Raw genomic sequence first — 15,775 nt, forward strand, 5'->3', positions numbered from 1 at the left:
CCCGGCTGGCGTTCCGCCTTAAATTTATTAAAGTTCAATTACTTAAGGCAGGAATGCCGAAAAATTGACGCGGCGGCAGCCAGCGAATCGCGACGGTCAGTCGCCCTCGCCCGGCGCTTCGGAAAAATACTTCTCCAACTTGCCCGGAACGCCGTCCATCTCGGCGGCGGTGGGCAGCGGATCCTTTTTCTGGGTGATGACCGGCCACAGTTCCGAATATTTGCGGTTGAACTCGACCCATTCCTCCATGGCCGGTTCGGTATCCGGGCGGATCGCATCGGCGGGGCATTCCGGCTCGCAAACGCCGCAGTCGATGCATTCGTCGGGATGGATTACCAGGGTGTTTTCACCCTCATAAAAGCAGTCCACGGGGCAGACCTCGACGCAGTCGGTGTATTTGCACATGATGCAATTATCGGTCACGACATAGGTCATCAGAGGCTCCATTCCTTCCGAGGGCTAGTTACGCCCCGGTGTCCGATCATTCAAGGCCGCAGCTTTGGAAAAGACTGCCGTTTCGTGAAAGCGCGCAAGCGGAAAACGCCGTTCCCGGCGGGCCGGGCGCATCCGAACGGGATCCGTCAGGCGGGTTCGTCCAGGTCGTGATACAGAGCCTGGGCCTCGGTCGCGGGGCCGCGCCGCTGGCCAAGCGCGGTGATTTCCAACGCGCGCACCTGGCCAAAGGCCGACACCACGACCCGGTCGCCCGGCCGGACCAGCTTGCCCGGCTTGTTACAGGGCTGGTCGTTCACGCGGACGCCCCCGCCCTCGACCCGTTCGACGGCAATCGCGCGGGACTTGAAGACCCGCGCGAAAAACAGCCACTTGTCCAGTCGCAGCCCGTCGGGACTGTCCGTCACTTCTTGTCCTTCAGCGCCGCGAGGATGGCGAAGGGGCTATCGGGATCGGCCTTCTTTTCAGGCCGGGACGAGAAGGTCGCGGGCTTGTTGTGCTGCGGCTTGCCGCCCTTCTTGAAGTTGTCCTTGCCGCGCGGTTTGCCGCCGCCCTCGCCGTGATCGCGCTTGTCGCGGCGTTCGCGGTTCGGGCGCCCGCCTTCGGGACGATCCTGCCGGTCGCCCTGATGGGCGGAGCGGTCGCCCCGTTCCGGACGGTCGGCTGCGGCGCCGTCCTGACCTGCGCCGTCGCGGCGCGGGCCGCCCCGGCGTCCCTGCCCATCGCCCTGCGGACGGCGGTTCGGGCGCGGCTTCGGCGCCCAGCGGAAGGTATAGAATACCTCCATCTCGGGCTCGGCTTCCTCGATCACCTCGCCCGATGCTTCGGCCTCGGCGCGGCGTTTCTCGGCCTGCTCGGCCTCCCATTTCGCGCGGGTCTCGGCGGCGAGGACGCTTTCTTCCTCGGTCAGCGGGGCGTCGGACGCCTCGCCTTCCGGCGCGGGCGCCGCGACCGGAACCTCGGCCGTCTTGATCTTGGCACGCTCGCCACGCTCGGCGGCATAGCCCAGGCCTTCCATCAGCTTCGAGAACTGCTCCAGCGTCATGCCGGTGATCGACAGCATGTCGGGATTGGCCTCGAACCCGCTGCGCGTGTCCTGGGTGCGCAGCAGATCGGCCAGCCGTTCCAGCATGTCGATGCGGATCGCCCGTTCGCCAGCCGGACGGTATCCCGACAGCGTATAGTGCTGTTCGGGCACCTCGGCGATATGCGGGATCGTGACCAGGCCGGGCGGGGGGCTTTCCGGGAAGGTGTCCAGCCCTTCGGCCAGCGACCACAGCACCAGCCGCAGCCGGGTCGGCGCGGGTTTCAGCAGAGCGGGCATGAAGATCGTGAACTGGCCGAAGCGGACGCCGTGCTTGCGCAGCGCGCCGCGGGCTTCCTGGTCCAGTTCCTTGACCTCGTGCGCCACGCCGTCGCGCGGCAGGATGCCCAGCGATTCCACCAGCCGGAAGGCGAAGCCGCGCGCAAGCCCGGTCAGCGCCTCGTCCTTTTGCAGGGTCAGCAGAGGCTCGAACAAGGCCGCCACCTTGCGGTCGATGAAGTGCTGCAAGCGGCGCTTGACCTTCTCGGCGATCTCGGGGCCCGCTTCCTCGTCCACGAAGACCTCGACGCCGGGATGCAGGGCGTCGGCCCCGCGCACCAGCTTGCCGATGGCGGCGGTGCCCCACATCAGCCCGCCCTGTTCCGTGTAATCCAGCTCGGTATCCGGTGCGTTGTAGAAGCGGTCGGCGCGCAGGTGGAATTCCGGGCGCAGCGCCTCGTAGCTGGCGCGGTTCAGCATCCGGGCCTCGTCCGCCGTTGCGGTCTGGTCGGGGCGGAAGCGGAAGCCTTCCAGACGGCCGGCGAATTCGCCCTCGACCGTCACTTCGCCCTTATCGTTCACTTCGGCCACAAGGCTCTCCTTCTGCTTGAGCCGGCGCAGCAGCACCGAGGTGCGCCGGTCCACAAATCGTTGGGTCAGCGCCGCGTGCAACGCGTCCGACAAGCGGTCTTCTACCGCGCGAGTCTCGCCGCGCCAATGGCTTTCGTCCTGCACCCAGCCGGATCTCTGCGCGACATAGGTCCAGGTGCGGATATAGGCCAGCCGCTTGGACAGCGCGTCGATATCGCCATGGGTCCGGTCGATCCGCCGGATCGCGGCGGCCAGCCAGTCCGACGGAATGGCCCCATCTTGCAGGAAGCCGAAGATTCGCGCCAGCAGGCTGGTATGTTCGACAGGCGAGATCCCGCGAAAATCCGGCACGCGGCACACGTCCCATAAAAGCCGCACATCCTGCCCGCCCTGCACGCGGTCGCGGATTTCCGGGATGTCGCGCAGCGATTTCAGCGCCTGCACGTCGTCCGCGTCCCGGCCCCGGCCCAGCAGCGCGTGGCCCGACGGCGATTCCAGACTGTCCACCAGGCGGTCCATGGTCCCGAATTGCAGGTCCGAGTTGCGCCAGGTCAGCCGCTGGATCGGCGCGAAGCGGTGGTTCTCGATGGCGTCGATCAGGCCTTCGTCCAGAATCTCGGCCTCTCCGGTCACGCCGAAGGTGCCGGATTCGATGTGCCGCCCCGCCCGGCCGGCGATCTGGCCCATCTCGTGCGGGAACAGCGGGCGGACGCGGCGGCCGTCGAACTTGTGCGTGGCGGAAAAGGCCACATGCCGGATGTCCAGATTCAGGCCCATGCCGATGGCATCCGTGGCGACCAGGTAATCGACCTCTCCGGCCTGATACATGGCGACCTGAGCGTTGCGCGTGCGGGGCGACAGCGCGCCCATGACGACCGCACAGCCGCCCTTCTGCCGCCGGATCAGTTCGGCCATGGCATAGACGTCATCGACCGAAAAGCCGACGATGGCGGACCGCGCCGGCATCCGCGACAGCTTCTTGGACCCCGACCAGGACAGCCGCGACAGCCGGTCGCGCCGCTGGAACTGCACGCCGGGGATCAACGCGGCGATGGCCGGGCGCATCGTGTCGCTGCCCAGAAACAGCGTTTCGTGCAGGCCGCGCATCTTCAGCAGGCGGTCGGTGAACACATGGCCGCGTTCGGGATCGGCGCAAAGCTGGATTTCGTCGATGGCGACGAAATCGGCGGCGATGTCGGGCATCGCCTCGGTCGTGGCCACCCAGTATTGCACACGGTCGGGGACGATGCGTTCCTCGCCCGTGACCAGGGCCACGACCGATGGGCCGCGCGCCTTGACGATGCGGTCATAGACCTCGCGTGCCAGCAGGCGCAGGGGCAGGCCGATGACGCCGGTGCGGTGCGCCAGCATCCGCTCGATCGCGTAATGCGTCTTGCCGGTGTTGGTCGGCCCAAGGATGGCCGTGACGCGGCCGCGTTCATGAATTGTCATGGCCTAGATATCGGTGCCGTCCTGCTGCCGTTCCAGACGCGCCACGCCATCGATCGCCTCTTGCTGGTGGGGATGGATGGCCAGGCTTTCGCGGAAGGCGGCCAGGGCGCGTTCGGTATCGCCGGTTTCCTCCAGCATGATGGCCAGTTGGGTCAGCGCGGGAAAATGGCGCGGCTCCAGTTGCAGGGTCCGGGACAGATCCTGGAAGGCGGGGCCGAACTGCCCGGCGGCGGCATAGGCGGCGGCGCGGGTATAGAAGCCCGCCGGAAAATCCGGGGCGTGGTCGGTCAGCGCGGTCAGATGGCCTATGGCGGCCTGGGTATCGCCCTGGTCCAGGGCTTCCTCGCCCCGCTGCAACAGCAGGTCCATCGCGGCGGATCCCGATTTCGACCATTCGCGCAGGATGTCCGATTCGGCGATGCGCCAGGATTCGCCCTGAGGTTCGGCCAGGCGGCGGAAAAGATCGTCCATATCGGGGCGATCCTGGGCCCCGGCCGCCAAAGCGGTTGCGGAAATGACGAAAAAGGTAATTATTCCGTGGCGGAATGCCGCGACGACATTATGGATAATGTGGCGGACGGGACGCATATGAATGATGTTATCCAGCCCGCTTGCCGGGCGCCAGCCCACCCGAAACGAAAGACCTGGAAAAAAGATGAGCAATGTTGTGAATGCGGCCGTCGAGAAGCTGAACGAAAAGATCGGCACGTTCGGATCGACCGCCAAATTCGTGATCGAGGATGAAGGCGCGATCATGATCGACCAGAACGGCGTCCGCGCAGGCGACGAAGAGGCCGAGGTGACGCTGTTCGCCAGCCGCGACACCTTCGAAGGCATCCTGAACGGCAGCGTCAACCCGGCCACCGCCTTCATGATGGGCAAGCTGAGGATCGACGGGTCGATGGGTGTCGCCATGCAACTGGGCCAGGCGCTGTCCTGATCCCCATGCCCGGCCGGCCCGCTCCGTTCAGGCAATTGCCCGGCGATTCCGCGCCTCCGGCGCGAGCCTTCTGGACGCAGGCCGACGACGGCGTGACCCTGCGGCTGGCCCATTGGCCCGCCGCGACCGACAGCCTGGGCACCGTGCTGCTGTTTCCCGGCCGCACCGAATATATCGAAAAATACTCGGGTATCGCTTCCGAACTGACGGTGGCGGGATACGACGTGCTGGCGATCGACTGGCGCGGCCAGGGGCTGTCCGACCGACTGCTGCCGGATGTCCGGCTGGGCCATGTCGGGCAGTTCGCGGATTATCAGCGCGATGTGGTGGAAGTGATCGTCGCCGCGACCGAACTGGCCCTGCCCCGGCCCTGGCACCTGCTGGCCCATTCGATGGGCGGCTGCATCGGCCTTGCGGCGCTGCGCCAGGATCTGCCGGTCGCCTCGGCCGCGTTTTCGGCCCCCATGTGGGGCATCAGCCTGCGGCCCATGCCGCACGGGCTGGCGGTGGGCATGACCTATCTGGCGGGACGGCTGGGGCGCGGCGCGCGCCTGGCCCCAGGCAGCGGGGGCGGCACCCTGGGCACCTATGTGCTGGACGAAAGCTTCAGCGCCAACCTGCTGACCGAGGATGCCGACGAATGGTGCCGCATGGTGCGCCAGGCGGCGGCCTGGCCCGACATGACCCTGGGCGGGGCCAGCTTCGACTGGGTGGGCAAGGCGCTGAACGAATGCCTGCGCCTGTCGCGCCTGCCCTCGCCCGATATTCCGGCTGTGGTCAGCCTGGGCAGCCGGGAAAGGATCGTGTCCGCAGCGGCGATCCGCGACAGGGTCTCCCGCTGGCCCTCGGCATCGCTGCTGACGGTCGAAGGCGCGCGGCACGAGGTGATGATGTGCACTCCCGACCGCCGCGCCGCCTTCCTGTCGGCGGCGCTCGACCTGTTCCAGTCCGCGCCCTAGCCGTCCTGGCCCAGATCCTGCTGGGGAATGTGATGCGGGCGAACCTTGTCCGCCGCCATCGCCGCAGGAAGGCGCAGCCGCACCCGCTTGATGCGGCGGGGGTCGGCATCGACCACCTCGAACTCCGCGCCCGAGGCGTGGGGGATCACCTCTCCCTGCGCGGGAAGATGGCCCGCCAGGGCAAAGACCAGCCCGCCCAGCGTGTCGATATCCTCGCCCTCGTCCTCGCCGATCAGGGGCAGGCCGGTTTCGGCCTCGACATCGCTGACGGGCGCGCGGGCCTGGATCAGCCACTGGCCGGGCTTTTCCAGCACCCACAGGCTGCCCTCGGCATCGTCATGCTCGTCCTCGATCTCTCCGATGACCTGTTCGATCAGATCCTCGATGGTCACTAGCCCGTCCACGCCGCCATATTCGTCGATGACCAGGGCCATGTGGATGCGCTTCTGCTGCATCTGCTGCAACAGCACGCCGATCGACATCGAGGGCGGCACATACAGCAAGGGCCGCAGCATCGGCCGCAGATGGAATTCGCCGTTCGCGCCGAAACCGTGCTTCAGCGCCAGATCCTTCAGGTGGATCATCCCCAGGGGGCTGTCCAATGTCTCGGCATAGACCGGCAGGCGGGAAAACCCGTGTTCGCGGAACAGCGCGACCAGATCGTCCAGGCTGCTGGTCTCGGCGGCGGCGATGATCTCGGCCTTGGGCACGGCCACATCGTCGACGCGCATCCGCCGCAGGTTGACCATGCCGGGCGTGATCTGGGCGCGCCTGTCGTCGCCGTCCGCCTCATCCTCGGCGCCTTTCAGGGCGTCGAAGAACCGCCCCAGGAAACCGCGCGAACTGGGAAGATCCCGTCCCTCTCCTCCGACGCCGTCCGCCTCGGAGGCGGCATCGGCACCAAGGGGATGGCCGGGTAATCGAGACTCGGAGTTCATCAGACCTTCTCGTGATAGGGATCGGGAATATTCAGGCCCGCCAGGATCGAACGCTCGGCGGCTTCCATTGTTTCCGCATCGGCGTCGTTCTGGTGGTCATAGCCCAGCAGATGCAGGGTCGCGTGGACCAGCAGGTGGGTGACGTGATCGGCCGCCGGCTTGCCCTGCGACTCGGCTTCGGCCAGGCAGGTGTCATAGGCGATGGCGATGTCGCCCAGCTCGTCCTCGTCCGGCAGGTCGGGGGCGGCGCCGGGTTCGTGGGGGACATGCTCGACCGAGGGCCAGGACAGCACGTTGGTCGCGCGGGGCTTGCCGCGGAAATCGGCGTTGAGCGCGGCGATGCGGGCGTCGTCACAGCCCATCACCACGACCTCTCCGCCGATGCCATGCCAAGTCAGCGCGGCACTCACCGCGCGTTCGGCCAGGGCCTCAAGCCCCAGCGAGTTCCATCGGTCATCCTCGATGACGCAATCGGTGGAGATGTCGTCAGGCATCGCCTCGCATTGCCCGGCGGGGTGCGTATTGTCCGCGCGGTCCCTCTGATTCGCCACGCGCCAGGGCGGCGGCATCGTCTGCGTCATACGCGGTGATGATGCGCGCGACAAGCGGGTGGCGCACGACATCCTTGGCGGTGAAGTAGTTGAAGCTGATCCCCTTGACCCCGTCCAGGATGCGTTCGGCATCGACAAGCCCCGACTGCATCCCGCGCGGCAGGTCGATCTGGGTGCGGTCGCCGGTCACGACCATCCGCGATCCCTCGCCCAGGCGGGTCAGGAACATCTTCATCTGCCTGGTGGTGGCGTTCTGCGCCTCGTCCAGAACGACGAAGGCATTGGACAGCGTGCGCCCGCGCATGAAGGCCAGGGGCGCGATCTCGATGCGCTTTTCCTCCATCAGCTTCTGCATCTGCTTGGCGGGCAGGAAATCGTTCAGCGCGTCGTAAAGCGGCTGCATGTAGGGATCGACCTTCTCCTTCATGTCGCCGGGAAGGAAGCCCAGGCGTTCCCCGGCCTCGACCGCCGGGCGCGACAGGATGATGCGGTCCACATGCCCGCCGATCAGCATGGTGACGCCCACGGCGACGGCCAGATAGGTCTTGCCGGTGCCCGCCGGGCCGATGCCGAAGGCCAGTTCGTTCTGGAACAGCGACCGGACATAGGCCTTTTGCGCGTCGGTGCGAGGCTCGATGGATTTCTTGCGGGTGCGCAATTCGTAATCGCCCGCCGCGAACATCTCCATCTGTTCGGCGGGCGTCGCGGGGGCGCTGTCGTCCACGCCCATGCGCAAGGCGGCCTCGACCTCGGCCAGCGACACCGGGCGGCCCTGTTCCAGCCGCGCGTAAAGGCCGCGCAGCAGCAGCGCGGCCTCGGCCTGCGCCTCGGGGGTGCCGACCACGGCCAGTTGGTTGCCGCGCCGCAGGATATGGACGCCAAGCGCCTCCTCGATCCGGGCGAGGTGACGGTCGTTCACGCCGCACAGGTCGATCAGCAGCCGGTTGTCGGGAAATTCCAGCAGGGTTTCGGTCGAAGGGGTCGCGACGGGGGGCGTAGGCGTAAGGCCCAAATTTCTCTCCTGCTCAGGTCTTGCCATTCATGGTGGCAATCCGGGGGGATTCGCACAAGGTCATAGTGGCGGGGTGTTGCCAAGAAACCCCGCCAGCGGCGCGGCGTGATCCATCCCGGAAACCGGACCGTCCCATGCGATGCGCCCGTCCTGCAACAATGCCACCCGGTCGCCGATGGCGCGGACCGAGTCCATGTCATGGGTGATGGTGATGGCGGTGGCCCCGGTTTCGGTGACGATTCCCCGGATCAGCGCGTTGATCCGCCGCGCCCGGATCGGGTCCAGCCCGGTCGTCGGCTCGTCGAAAAAGATCACCTCCGGGTCGTCGGCGATGGCGCGGGCCAGCCCGACCCGCTTGGCCATGCCGCCCGACAGTTCGGCAGGCATCAGGCCGGCGGTTTCCGGGCCAAGCCCGACGCGGGCCAGCTTTTCCACGGCGATGGCGCGGGCTTGGGCATCCGGCATCCGCTGGCGCAGACGGAAGGCCACGTTCTGCCAGACGGTCAGGCTGTCGAACAGCGCCGCCCCCTGGAACAGCATCCCGAAGCGGGCCAGGAAGGCCGGCCGCGCCCCGCCTTCCAGCGGACGGCCTTGCCACAGGATCTGCCCGCCATCCGGCGCGATCAGGCCCAGGACGCATTTCAGCAGCACCGACTTGCCGGTGCCCGACTGGCCGATGACGCACAGGCTTTCGCCCCGCCCCACGGCCAGATCGACGCCCGCCAGCACCGGCTTGCCGCCAAAGGATTTGTGCAGTCCCTGGACCCGGATCATTCGAAGAACAGCCCCGTCAGCACGAAATTCGCGGCCAGGATGCCCACGGCGGCGGCGACCACGGCGGATTTCGTGGCCCTCCCCACGCCCGCCGCGCCGCGCCCCGACCGGATGCCGAACCAGCATCCGCAGACTGCGACGATCAGCCCGAAGACCGCGCCCTTCAGCAGGCCCGACACCACGTCCCAGCGTTCCAGATAGGCCGCCGAATTGGCAAGATAGGCGGTAGAGTTGAAGCCCAGCGACTGCGTGCCGACCAGCCAGCCGCCCAGGATGCCGATGATGTCGCCCACGCCCACCAGCACGGGCACGGTCAGCATGGCCGCCCACAGGCGCGGCGTGACCAGCCAGCGCATCGGGTCGGTGGACAGGGTGACAAGCGCGTCGATCTGTTCCGTGACCTTCATCGTGCCGATTTCGGCGGCGATGGAGCTTGCGACGCGGGCCGCGACCATCAGCCCGCCCAGCACCGGGCCAAGTTCCCGCACCATGCCGATGGCGACGATGGCGGGCACCACGTCGCTGGCCTGGAAGCGCGCGCCGCCGGAATGGATCTGCAAGGCAAGCGCCGCCCCGGTGAACAGCGCGGTCAGCCCCACGACCGGCAGCGACAGCCAGCCGATCTGGACCAATTGCGCGGCGAAGGCGCGGCCGTAAAAGGGCCGCAGCCGGAACAGCCCGCGGGCGGTGAACAGCGCGACGGCGCCGATCCAGCGCGTCAGCGACAGTGCCGCGCGGCCGATCAGCCGGACTGGGTTCACCGATAGGTCCGGTCGTAGCGATGGCCCAGAGAGGTCAGGATCTCGTACCCGATGGTACCCGCGAAATCCGCCACCCGGTCGACCGGCTGGGCGGGACAGATCAGGTCCAGTTCCCCCGGCACATCGTCAAGGCCGGTCACATCCACGGTGATCAGGTCCATCGACACCCGGCCCACGATGGGACAGGCCGTGCCGCCCGCATAAAGGCTGGCCCCCTTGGACGAGATCGAGCGCAGGATCCCGTCGGCATAGCCCGCAGCCACCGTGGCGATGCGGCGCGTCGCGTCCGCCGTCCAGGTGGCGCTGTAGCCCACGAATTCGCCCGGTTGGACCATCCGCGTCTGGATCACCGGCAGGGACAGGCGAACGACCGGCTGCGCCTCGGCAAAGGGCAGCGCGCCGTAAAGCCCGATGCCGGGGCGGATCAGGTCGAAATGATAATCCGGCCCCAGCAGGATCCCGCCCGTCGCCGCCAGCGAACGCGGCACGCCGCAGCCATCGGTCATGGCGCGGAAGGCGGCAAGCTGCGCGGCATTGGCGGGGTGGCCGGGTTCGTCCGCGCAGGCCAGGTGGGACATGATGAAGTCGGGGCCTGCCGCCAGGGCCTCGGCCCGGATCGCGGACCATTCGGCGGGTTCCAGCCCCAGCCGGTTCATGCCGGTGTCAAGCTGGATCGCGAAAGGCTTGCCGGGCCGCATGGTCCGGTCGCGGAAGAACTGTTCGGGGCTGTTGAGGACGGGGACCAGGCCGGTCAGATCCGCGCCCTCCATATGGCCGGACAGGATATTGATGCGGGCGTCATCGGGCAGATGCGGGCGCAACGCCCGGCCTTCGCTGGCGATCGCCACGAAAAAATCCCGCGCGCCCGCGGCATAGAGGGCCGGGGCGACCCTGGCCGCGCCCAGGCCATAGGCATCGGCCTTGACCACCGCACCCGGCCGGGCGCCGGGGGCCTTGGCGGCCAGCGCGGTCCAGTTGGCGACGATGGCGTGCAGGTCGATATGCAGGGTCATGGCGGGCGTCCTGTGATGGTCGCGCATCTTCAAGCAGAAATCGGCCCGCGCTTCCAGCCCGTTCAGACGAACTGTTCGCGCAGCAGCCGTTCCTCGAGCCCGTGGCCGTTGTCGAACAGCAGCCGGTGGCGCACGTCCTGCGCGCTGCGGATCTGGACGCGCACGACATGGCGGACCGACCGGGAATCCGCATCCGCCATGACCGGGCGGCGCTCGGGGTTCAGCACCTCGACCTCGACCTCGGCGCCCTTGGGCAGCAGCGCGCCGCGCCAGCGGCGGGGGCGGAAGGGGGCGATCGCGGTCAGGGCCAGAACCTCGGAATTGATCGGCAGGATCGGGCCATGCGCGGAATAGTTATAGGCCGTGGACCCGGCGGGCGTGGCGATCAGCGCGCCGTCGCAGACCAGCTCGGCCATCCGCATCTTGCCGTCGACATGGATGCGCAGCTTGGCGGCCTGGGGGCCTTCGCGCAACATGCTGACCTCGTTGATGGCCAGCGCCTCGTGGACGGATCCGTCGGCGCGGATCGCCCGCATCCGCAGGGGGTTGATGACGGTTTCCTCGGCGGCGGCCAGGCGTTCCAGCAGCCCGCTTTCGGAATAGCCGTTCATCAGGAACCCCACGGTTCCCCGGTTCATGCCATAGACCGGCAGATCGCGGTCGGTCAGCGCGTGCAGGGTTTGCAGCATGAACCCGTCGCCGCCAAGCGCCACCACGACCTGCGCCCGATCCAGATCCGCCGCGCCATAGCGGTCGGTCAGCACCGCAAGGGCCTTTTGCGCGATCTCGGATTCGCTGGCGGTGAAATGGATCGTCGCGGTCATGTCGGCCTCTGTCTGGCGCGGGCAGCATCCGACGCAGGCCCCGGCAATGCAAGCCCTGTCGCCCCTATCCCGGATTCTGCCGCATTTGTGCCTTTCCGCACCGTCAACCCTGGGATAGAAGGCGCCAAACCACCGCCCCTTGGCCCAACGATAAGGACGCGAGCCCATGAACGCACCCACCCGCGAAACCGGATTCTTCACCGAAACGCTGGCCAGCAGCGATCCCGAGGTCGCGAAGGCGATCACCCAGGAACTGGGTCGCCAGCGGGACGAGATCGAACTGATCGCGTCCGAGAACATCGTGTCCAAGGCCGTGCTGGAGGCGCAGGGTTCGGTCCTGACGAACAAATACGCCGAGGGCTATCCGGGCAAGCGCTATTACGGCGGCTGCCAGTATGTCGATATCGTCGAGACGCTGGCCATCGAACGCGCCAAGACGCTGTTCGACTGCGAATTCGCGAACGTCCAGCCGAACAGCGGCAGCCAGATGAACCAGGCGGTGTTCCTGGCGCTGTTGCAGCCGGGCGATACCTTCATGGGCCTGGACCTGAATTCCGGCGGGCACCTGACCCACGGTTCGCCCGTCAACATGTCGGGCAAGTGGTTCAACGTCGTCAGCTATGGCGTGCGCCAGCAGGATCAGCTTCTGGACATGGACGATGTCCGCCAGAAGGCCCTGGAAAACAAGCCGAAGCTGATCGTCGCGGGCGGCACCGCATACAGCCGCGTCTGGGACTGGGCCGCCTTCCGCAAGATCGCGGACGAGGTGGGCGCCTATCTGATGGTGGACATGGCCCATATCGCGGGCCTGGTCGCGGGCGGGCAGCACCCCTCGCCCCTGCCCCACGCGCATGTCGTGACCACCACGACGCACAAATCCCTGCGCGGGCCGCGCGGCGGCATGGTGCTGACCAACGACGCCGACATCGCCAAGAAGATCAACAGCGCGGTGTTCCCCGGCCTTCAGGGTGGCCCGCTGATGCATGTGATCGCCGCCAAGGCCGTGGCCTTCGGCGAGGCGCTGCAACCCTCGTTCAAGGCCTATGCCGCGCAGGTCGTGAGGAACGCGCAGGCCATGGCGGACGAGCTGATGAAGGGCGGCATCGACATCGTGTCGGGCGGCACCGACAACCACCTGTGCCTGGCCGACCTGCGTCCGAAAGGCGTCACCGGCAAGGCGACCGAGGCTGCCCTGGGCCGTGCCCACATCACCTGCAACAAGAACGGCGTGCCGTTCGATCCTGAAAAGCCCTTCGTCACCAGCGGCATCCGCCTGGGCACCCCGGCCGGCACCACGCGCGGCTTCGGCGAGGATGAATTCCGCCAGATCGCCCGCTGGATCGTCGAGGTCGTGGACGGACTGGCCGCGAATGGCGAGGAAGGCAATGCCGAGGTCGAGGCCAAGGTGAAGTCCGAGGTGGCCCAGCTTTGCGCCCGCTTCCCGCTTTACGCCGGGATGTGATGCGCTGATCCGAAGACCACCCCGCCGCGTCCCTCGCGGCGGGTTTTTTTCATGGCTGTTCGGCGGCGGGCACGATGGCGGCAGACCGCAGCCGCGCCTCTCGCCAGGTGATATAGCTGATCGCCCCGATCATCATCGCGCCGCCCAGGATCACCCATTCGTCCATGGGTTCGTGAAAGACCAGGACTCCTAGCAGGCTGGCCCAGATCAGTTGCAGAAAGACGACCGGCTGCGTCACCGTCAGGGGCGCCGCGGCGAAGGCGCGCGTCATCGTGTAATGCCCCGCCGTGGCAAAGACCGCGACCAGCCCCAGCCAGCCGATCTGCGCCCAGGTCGGCGGCACCCAGACCGCCCAGGCCACCGGCGCCAGGCCGATCGTCACCGTCAGAGACAGCATGGCGACGACGATGGCGGCGGGAACATGGTCGGTGATGCGCTTGGCGACCAGATAGGACGATCCAAAGGCCAACGAGGCCGCGACCTGCGACAGATGCCCCGGATCCAGTTCCCGCAGCCCCGGCCGCAGCACGATCAGCGCCCCCATCAGCGCCACGCAGACCGCAGCGATGCGCCGCACGGCCAGCCGCTCGCCCATGATCAGGGCGGCGCCCACGGTGACGACGATGGGGTTCAGGAAGCCGATGGCCGTCGCCTCGGCCACGGTGATGCGCGACATGGCATAGAACCATGCGATCACCGCCAGGACATGCAGCCCGCCCCGCAGCGTCAGCATCCGCCAGACCTGCGGCGGAAACCCCGCCCGCAGCGCCGGGATCAGCACTGGTCCCAGAAACACCAGCCCGAACAGAAACCGGATGAACGCGGCCTGAGGGGCGGGCACCGCGCCACCCAGCCATCGCACGATGCCGTTCACGGCGACAAAGCACAGCCCGGTCGCCAGCATCCAGCCAATTCCCGCCAGATCCCGGCGCGTCTGCATGTCCATTTGCATGACGTGCAGTTGGACCGCTTTGCGGCGGCTGCGCAAGGCTCATTCGGCGATCAGGCTCAGCGCGATGGACCACATCACGACGCCGATCCCCGCCTCCAGCACCTGCCAGGCGCGGGGCCGGGCAAAGACCGGCGCCAGCAGCCGCGCGCCGAAGCCAAGCGCGAAGAAGAACAGGACCGATCCCGTCATCGCCCCCAGCCCGAAGACCAGCGGATCGGGCCATTGCGCCGACACCGCGCCCAGCAGCACCACGGTGTCCAGCCAGACATGCGGGTTCAGCCAGGTCAGCGCCGCGATGACCGCCAGCGTCCGGCCCAGCGTCGCGCCGCCGCCCTGCGGCCGCAGCGCTTCGCCCCCCTGCCAGGCGGCGCGAAAGGACCGGGCTCCGTACCAGATCAGGAACGTCACCCCGGCCCACGGCATCACATCGGCCAGCAAGGGCGCGGCGGCGACGATGCGGGCCATGCCCGTGACGCCCAGCAGGATCAGGACGGCGTCCGACAGCGCGCAGAACAGGCAAACCCAGAACACATGCTGCCGCATCAGCCCCTGCTTCAGCACAAAGGCGTTCTGCGCGCCGATGGCCACAATCAGCGACAACCCGGTTCCAAGCCCGGCAGCATAGGACATCATCGACGGCACCTCCTGCCCGCCCTGTCGCACAGGCGGACGATCAGTTACAATGAATTCGACTCATGCTGATGAAGCGTTGCTTATGCTGGACTATCCCGCCCTTGCCGCCTTGGCCGAGGTCATCCGCCGCGGATCCTTCGAGGCCGCCGCCCTGGCCTTGCGCGTCACGCCCTCGGCCGTCTCCCAACGCATCCGCACGCTCGAGGATCGGATGGGGACCGTCCTGATCGACCGGGGGCCGCCGGTCCGTGCGACTGCCCCAGGGCTGCGCCTTGCCGCGCATCTGGATCAGGTACGGCTGCTGGAAGCCGGTCTGAGCATGGCCGCGCCGGAACGCCCCGTGCTGCCGCTGGCCGTCAACGCCGACAGCCTCGCAACCTGGGTCATGCCCGCCTTGGCCGCCGTGCCGGGGCTGGTGGACCTGACCATCGACGACCAGGACCATGCGCTGGACTGGCTGCGCGGCGGGCTGGTGGCGGCCGCGATCACCAGCAACAGCCGCCCGGTTCCGGGCTGCGACTGCCTGCGGCTGGGGGCCATGCGCTATCGCGCCACGGCCAGCCCCGACTTCGCCGCCCGGCATTTCCCGGACGGCGCGACCGCCGCCAGCCTGGCCCAGGCGCCATCGCTGTGCTTCAATGCCAAGGACGCGCTGCAAAGCCGCTGGGCGCAGGCGCTGACGGGCGCACGGCTGGCGCTGCCGATGCACCGCATTCCCGCCTCGCAAGCCTTTGCCGACGCGGCGCGGCTGGGCCTTGGCTGGGGCATGAACCCGGAACTGATGATCCGCGACGATCTGGACCAGGGCGGCCTTGTGGACCTGGCCCCGGACCTGCCGTTGGACGTGCCGCTCTACTGGCAGTTCAGCCGCCTCACCGGACCAGCCTTGGCGCCGCTGACCGAAGCCATCAAAAAGGCCGCCCGCGCAGCCCTGCTGCCCTGACGGCCCTTTTGCCTTTGAGAACCACCGCATCGATGCGCTGCCTGCGGCTGGTCGGACGGCGGCAAAACGCCCGCAATCCGCGCGGGCCGACATTCATCACCCGGCACAGCCGGTCGACCGGGAAGGCCTCTCGCTGTTCCTCGACGAACCTGAACCTCATGGCCTGTGGCTCGTGAACCTTTGCCGTCTCGACCCGCACGATCACGCCGATTGC

17 protein-coding genes and 1 pseudogene are annotated in these 15,775 nt (G+C 67.7%); 4 read left to right on the plus strand and 14 right to left on the minus strand.

The window, feature by feature from the left end:
• Positions 1 to 96: 96 nt before the first annotated feature.
• The 4 genes from fdxA to PARHAE_RS10385 form a co-directional block, all read right to left on the minus strand.
• Complete coding sequence (gene fdxA, locus PARHAE_RS10370) at positions 97 to 435, minus strand: ferredoxin FdxA (protein ID WP_126154543.1); 339 nt, start codon at positions 433 to 435, stop codon at positions 97 to 99.
• 146 nt (positions 436 to 581) lie between these two features.
• Positions 582 to 860: an RNA-binding S4 domain-containing protein gene (locus PARHAE_RS10375; protein ID WP_126154544.1), complete on the minus strand. Its 279-nt coding sequence runs from the start codon at positions 858 to 860 to the stop codon at positions 582 to 584.
• Complete coding sequence (locus tag PARHAE_RS10380; protein WP_241232766.1) at positions 857 to 3,799, minus strand: helicase-related protein; 2,943 nt, start codon at positions 3,797 to 3,799, stop codon at positions 857 to 859. Before PARHAE_RS10380 ends, PARHAE_RS10375 begins: the two co-directional genes overlap by 4 nt.
• A 3-nt stretch (positions 3,800 to 3,802) precedes the next feature.
• Positions 3,803 to 4,270, minus strand: a complete 468-nt coding sequence (locus PARHAE_RS10385; protein ID WP_241232767.1) for a tetratricopeptide repeat protein — start codon at positions 4,268 to 4,270, stop codon at positions 3,803 to 3,805.
• A 184-nt stretch (positions 4,271 to 4,454) separates the two neighbouring features.
• Between PARHAE_RS10385 and PARHAE_RS10390 the strand changes: the two genes are divergently transcribed.
• On the plus strand, positions 4,455 to 4,739 hold the full coding sequence (locus tag PARHAE_RS10390; RefSeq protein ID WP_126154545.1) for an SCP2 sterol-binding domain-containing protein: 285 nt from the start codon (positions 4,455 to 4,457) through the stop codon (positions 4,737 to 4,739).
• A gap of 35 nt (positions 4,740 to 4,774) precedes the next feature.
• Positions 4,775 to 5,698 carry an alpha/beta fold hydrolase gene (locus PARHAE_RS10395; RefSeq protein ID WP_241232768.1) on the plus strand — a complete coding sequence of 308 codons (924 nt, stop codon included), beginning with the start codon at positions 4,775 to 4,777 and terminating at the stop codon, positions 5,696 to 5,698.
• Here the strand turns inward: PARHAE_RS10395 and PARHAE_RS10400 are convergent.
• From PARHAE_RS10400 to PARHAE_RS10430, 7 genes are all read right to left on the minus strand, one after another.
• A complete protein-coding gene (locus PARHAE_RS10400) occupies positions 5,695 to 6,636 on the minus strand; it encodes a hemolysin family protein (RefSeq protein WP_126154547.1) in 942 nt (313 codons plus the stop codon). The two genes, PARHAE_RS10395 and PARHAE_RS10400, sit on opposite strands and share 4 nt — an antisense overlap.
• A complete protein-coding gene (gene ybeY, locus PARHAE_RS10405; RefSeq protein WP_126154548.1) occupies positions 6,636 to 7,130 on the minus strand; it encodes an rRNA maturation RNase YbeY in 495 nt (164 codons plus the stop codon). Before ybeY ends, PARHAE_RS10400 begins: the two co-directional genes overlap by 1 nt.
• Entirely contained in the window at positions 7,123 to 8,199 is a 1,077-nt protein-coding gene (locus PARHAE_RS10410; RefSeq protein WP_420899400.1) for a PhoH family protein, read from the minus strand. The genes ybeY and PARHAE_RS10410 overlap by 8 nt, the downstream gene beginning before the upstream one ends.
• A gap of 60 nt (positions 8,200 to 8,259) precedes the next feature.
• The gene (locus tag PARHAE_RS10415; RefSeq protein ID WP_126154550.1) at positions 8,260 to 8,973 is read right to left on the minus strand and encodes an ABC transporter ATP-binding protein; all 714 of its coding nucleotides are present in this window, start codon (positions 8,971 to 8,973) and stop codon (positions 8,260 to 8,262) included.
• Complete coding sequence (locus tag PARHAE_RS10420; protein WP_126154551.1) at positions 8,970 to 9,734, minus strand: MlaE family ABC transporter permease; 765 nt, start codon at positions 9,732 to 9,734, stop codon at positions 8,970 to 8,972. Before PARHAE_RS10420 ends, PARHAE_RS10415 begins: the two co-directional genes overlap by 4 nt.
• On the minus strand, positions 9,731 to 10,747 hold the full coding sequence (alr, locus tag PARHAE_RS10425) for an alanine racemase (RefSeq protein ID WP_126154552.1): 1,017 nt from the start codon (positions 10,745 to 10,747) through the stop codon (positions 9,731 to 9,733). The genes PARHAE_RS10420 and alr overlap by 4 nt, the downstream gene beginning before the upstream one ends.
• Before the next feature lie 62 nt (positions 10,748 to 10,809).
• Positions 10,810 to 11,571: an NAD kinase gene (locus PARHAE_RS10430; protein WP_126154553.1), complete on the minus strand. Its 762-nt coding sequence runs from the start codon at positions 11,569 to 11,571 to the stop codon at positions 10,810 to 10,812.
• A gap of 166 nt (positions 11,572 to 11,737) precedes the next feature.
• On the opposite strand from PARHAE_RS10430, the gene glyA reads away from it, so the two are divergent.
• A complete protein-coding gene (gene glyA / locus PARHAE_RS10435; protein ID WP_126154554.1) occupies positions 11,738 to 13,033 on the plus strand; it encodes a serine hydroxymethyltransferase in 1,296 nt (431 codons plus the stop codon).
• Positions 13,034 to 13,082: 49 nt separating this feature from the next.
• On the opposite strand, the gene PARHAE_RS10440 is transcribed toward glyA, so the two are convergent.
• The gene (locus PARHAE_RS10440; protein WP_241232769.1) at positions 13,083 to 13,973 is read right to left on the minus strand and encodes a DMT family transporter; all 891 of its coding nucleotides are present in this window, start codon (positions 13,971 to 13,973) and stop codon (positions 13,083 to 13,085) included.
• Between the two features lie 51 nt (positions 13,974 to 14,024).
• Positions 14,025 to 14,618, minus strand: coding sequence for a LysE/ArgO family amino acid transporter (locus tag PARHAE_RS10445; RefSeq protein WP_126154555.1), 594 nt, complete (start codon positions 14,616 to 14,618; stop codon positions 14,025 to 14,027).
• Between the two features lie 82 nt (positions 14,619 to 14,700).
• Between PARHAE_RS10445 and PARHAE_RS10450 the strand changes: the two genes are divergently transcribed.
• On the plus strand, positions 14,701 to 15,561 hold the full coding sequence (locus PARHAE_RS10450) for a LysR family transcriptional regulator ArgP (protein WP_126154556.1): 861 nt from the start codon (positions 14,701 to 14,703) through the stop codon (positions 15,559 to 15,561).
• On the opposite strand, the pseudogene PARHAE_RS10455 reads toward PARHAE_RS10450, so the two are convergent.
• A pseudogene (locus PARHAE_RS10455) lies at positions 15,533 to 15,739 on the minus strand (IS3 family transposase); the annotation flags it as partial. The gene PARHAE_RS10450 and the pseudogene PARHAE_RS10455 sit on opposite strands and share 29 nt — an antisense overlap.
• Positions 15,740 to 15,775: the final 36 nt, after the last annotated feature.

This window comes from Paracoccus haematequi, assembly GCF_900631945.1.
GTDB classification, from domain to species: Bacteria; Pseudomonadota; Alphaproteobacteria; order Rhodobacterales; family Rhodobacteraceae; genus Paracoccus; species Paracoccus haematequi_A.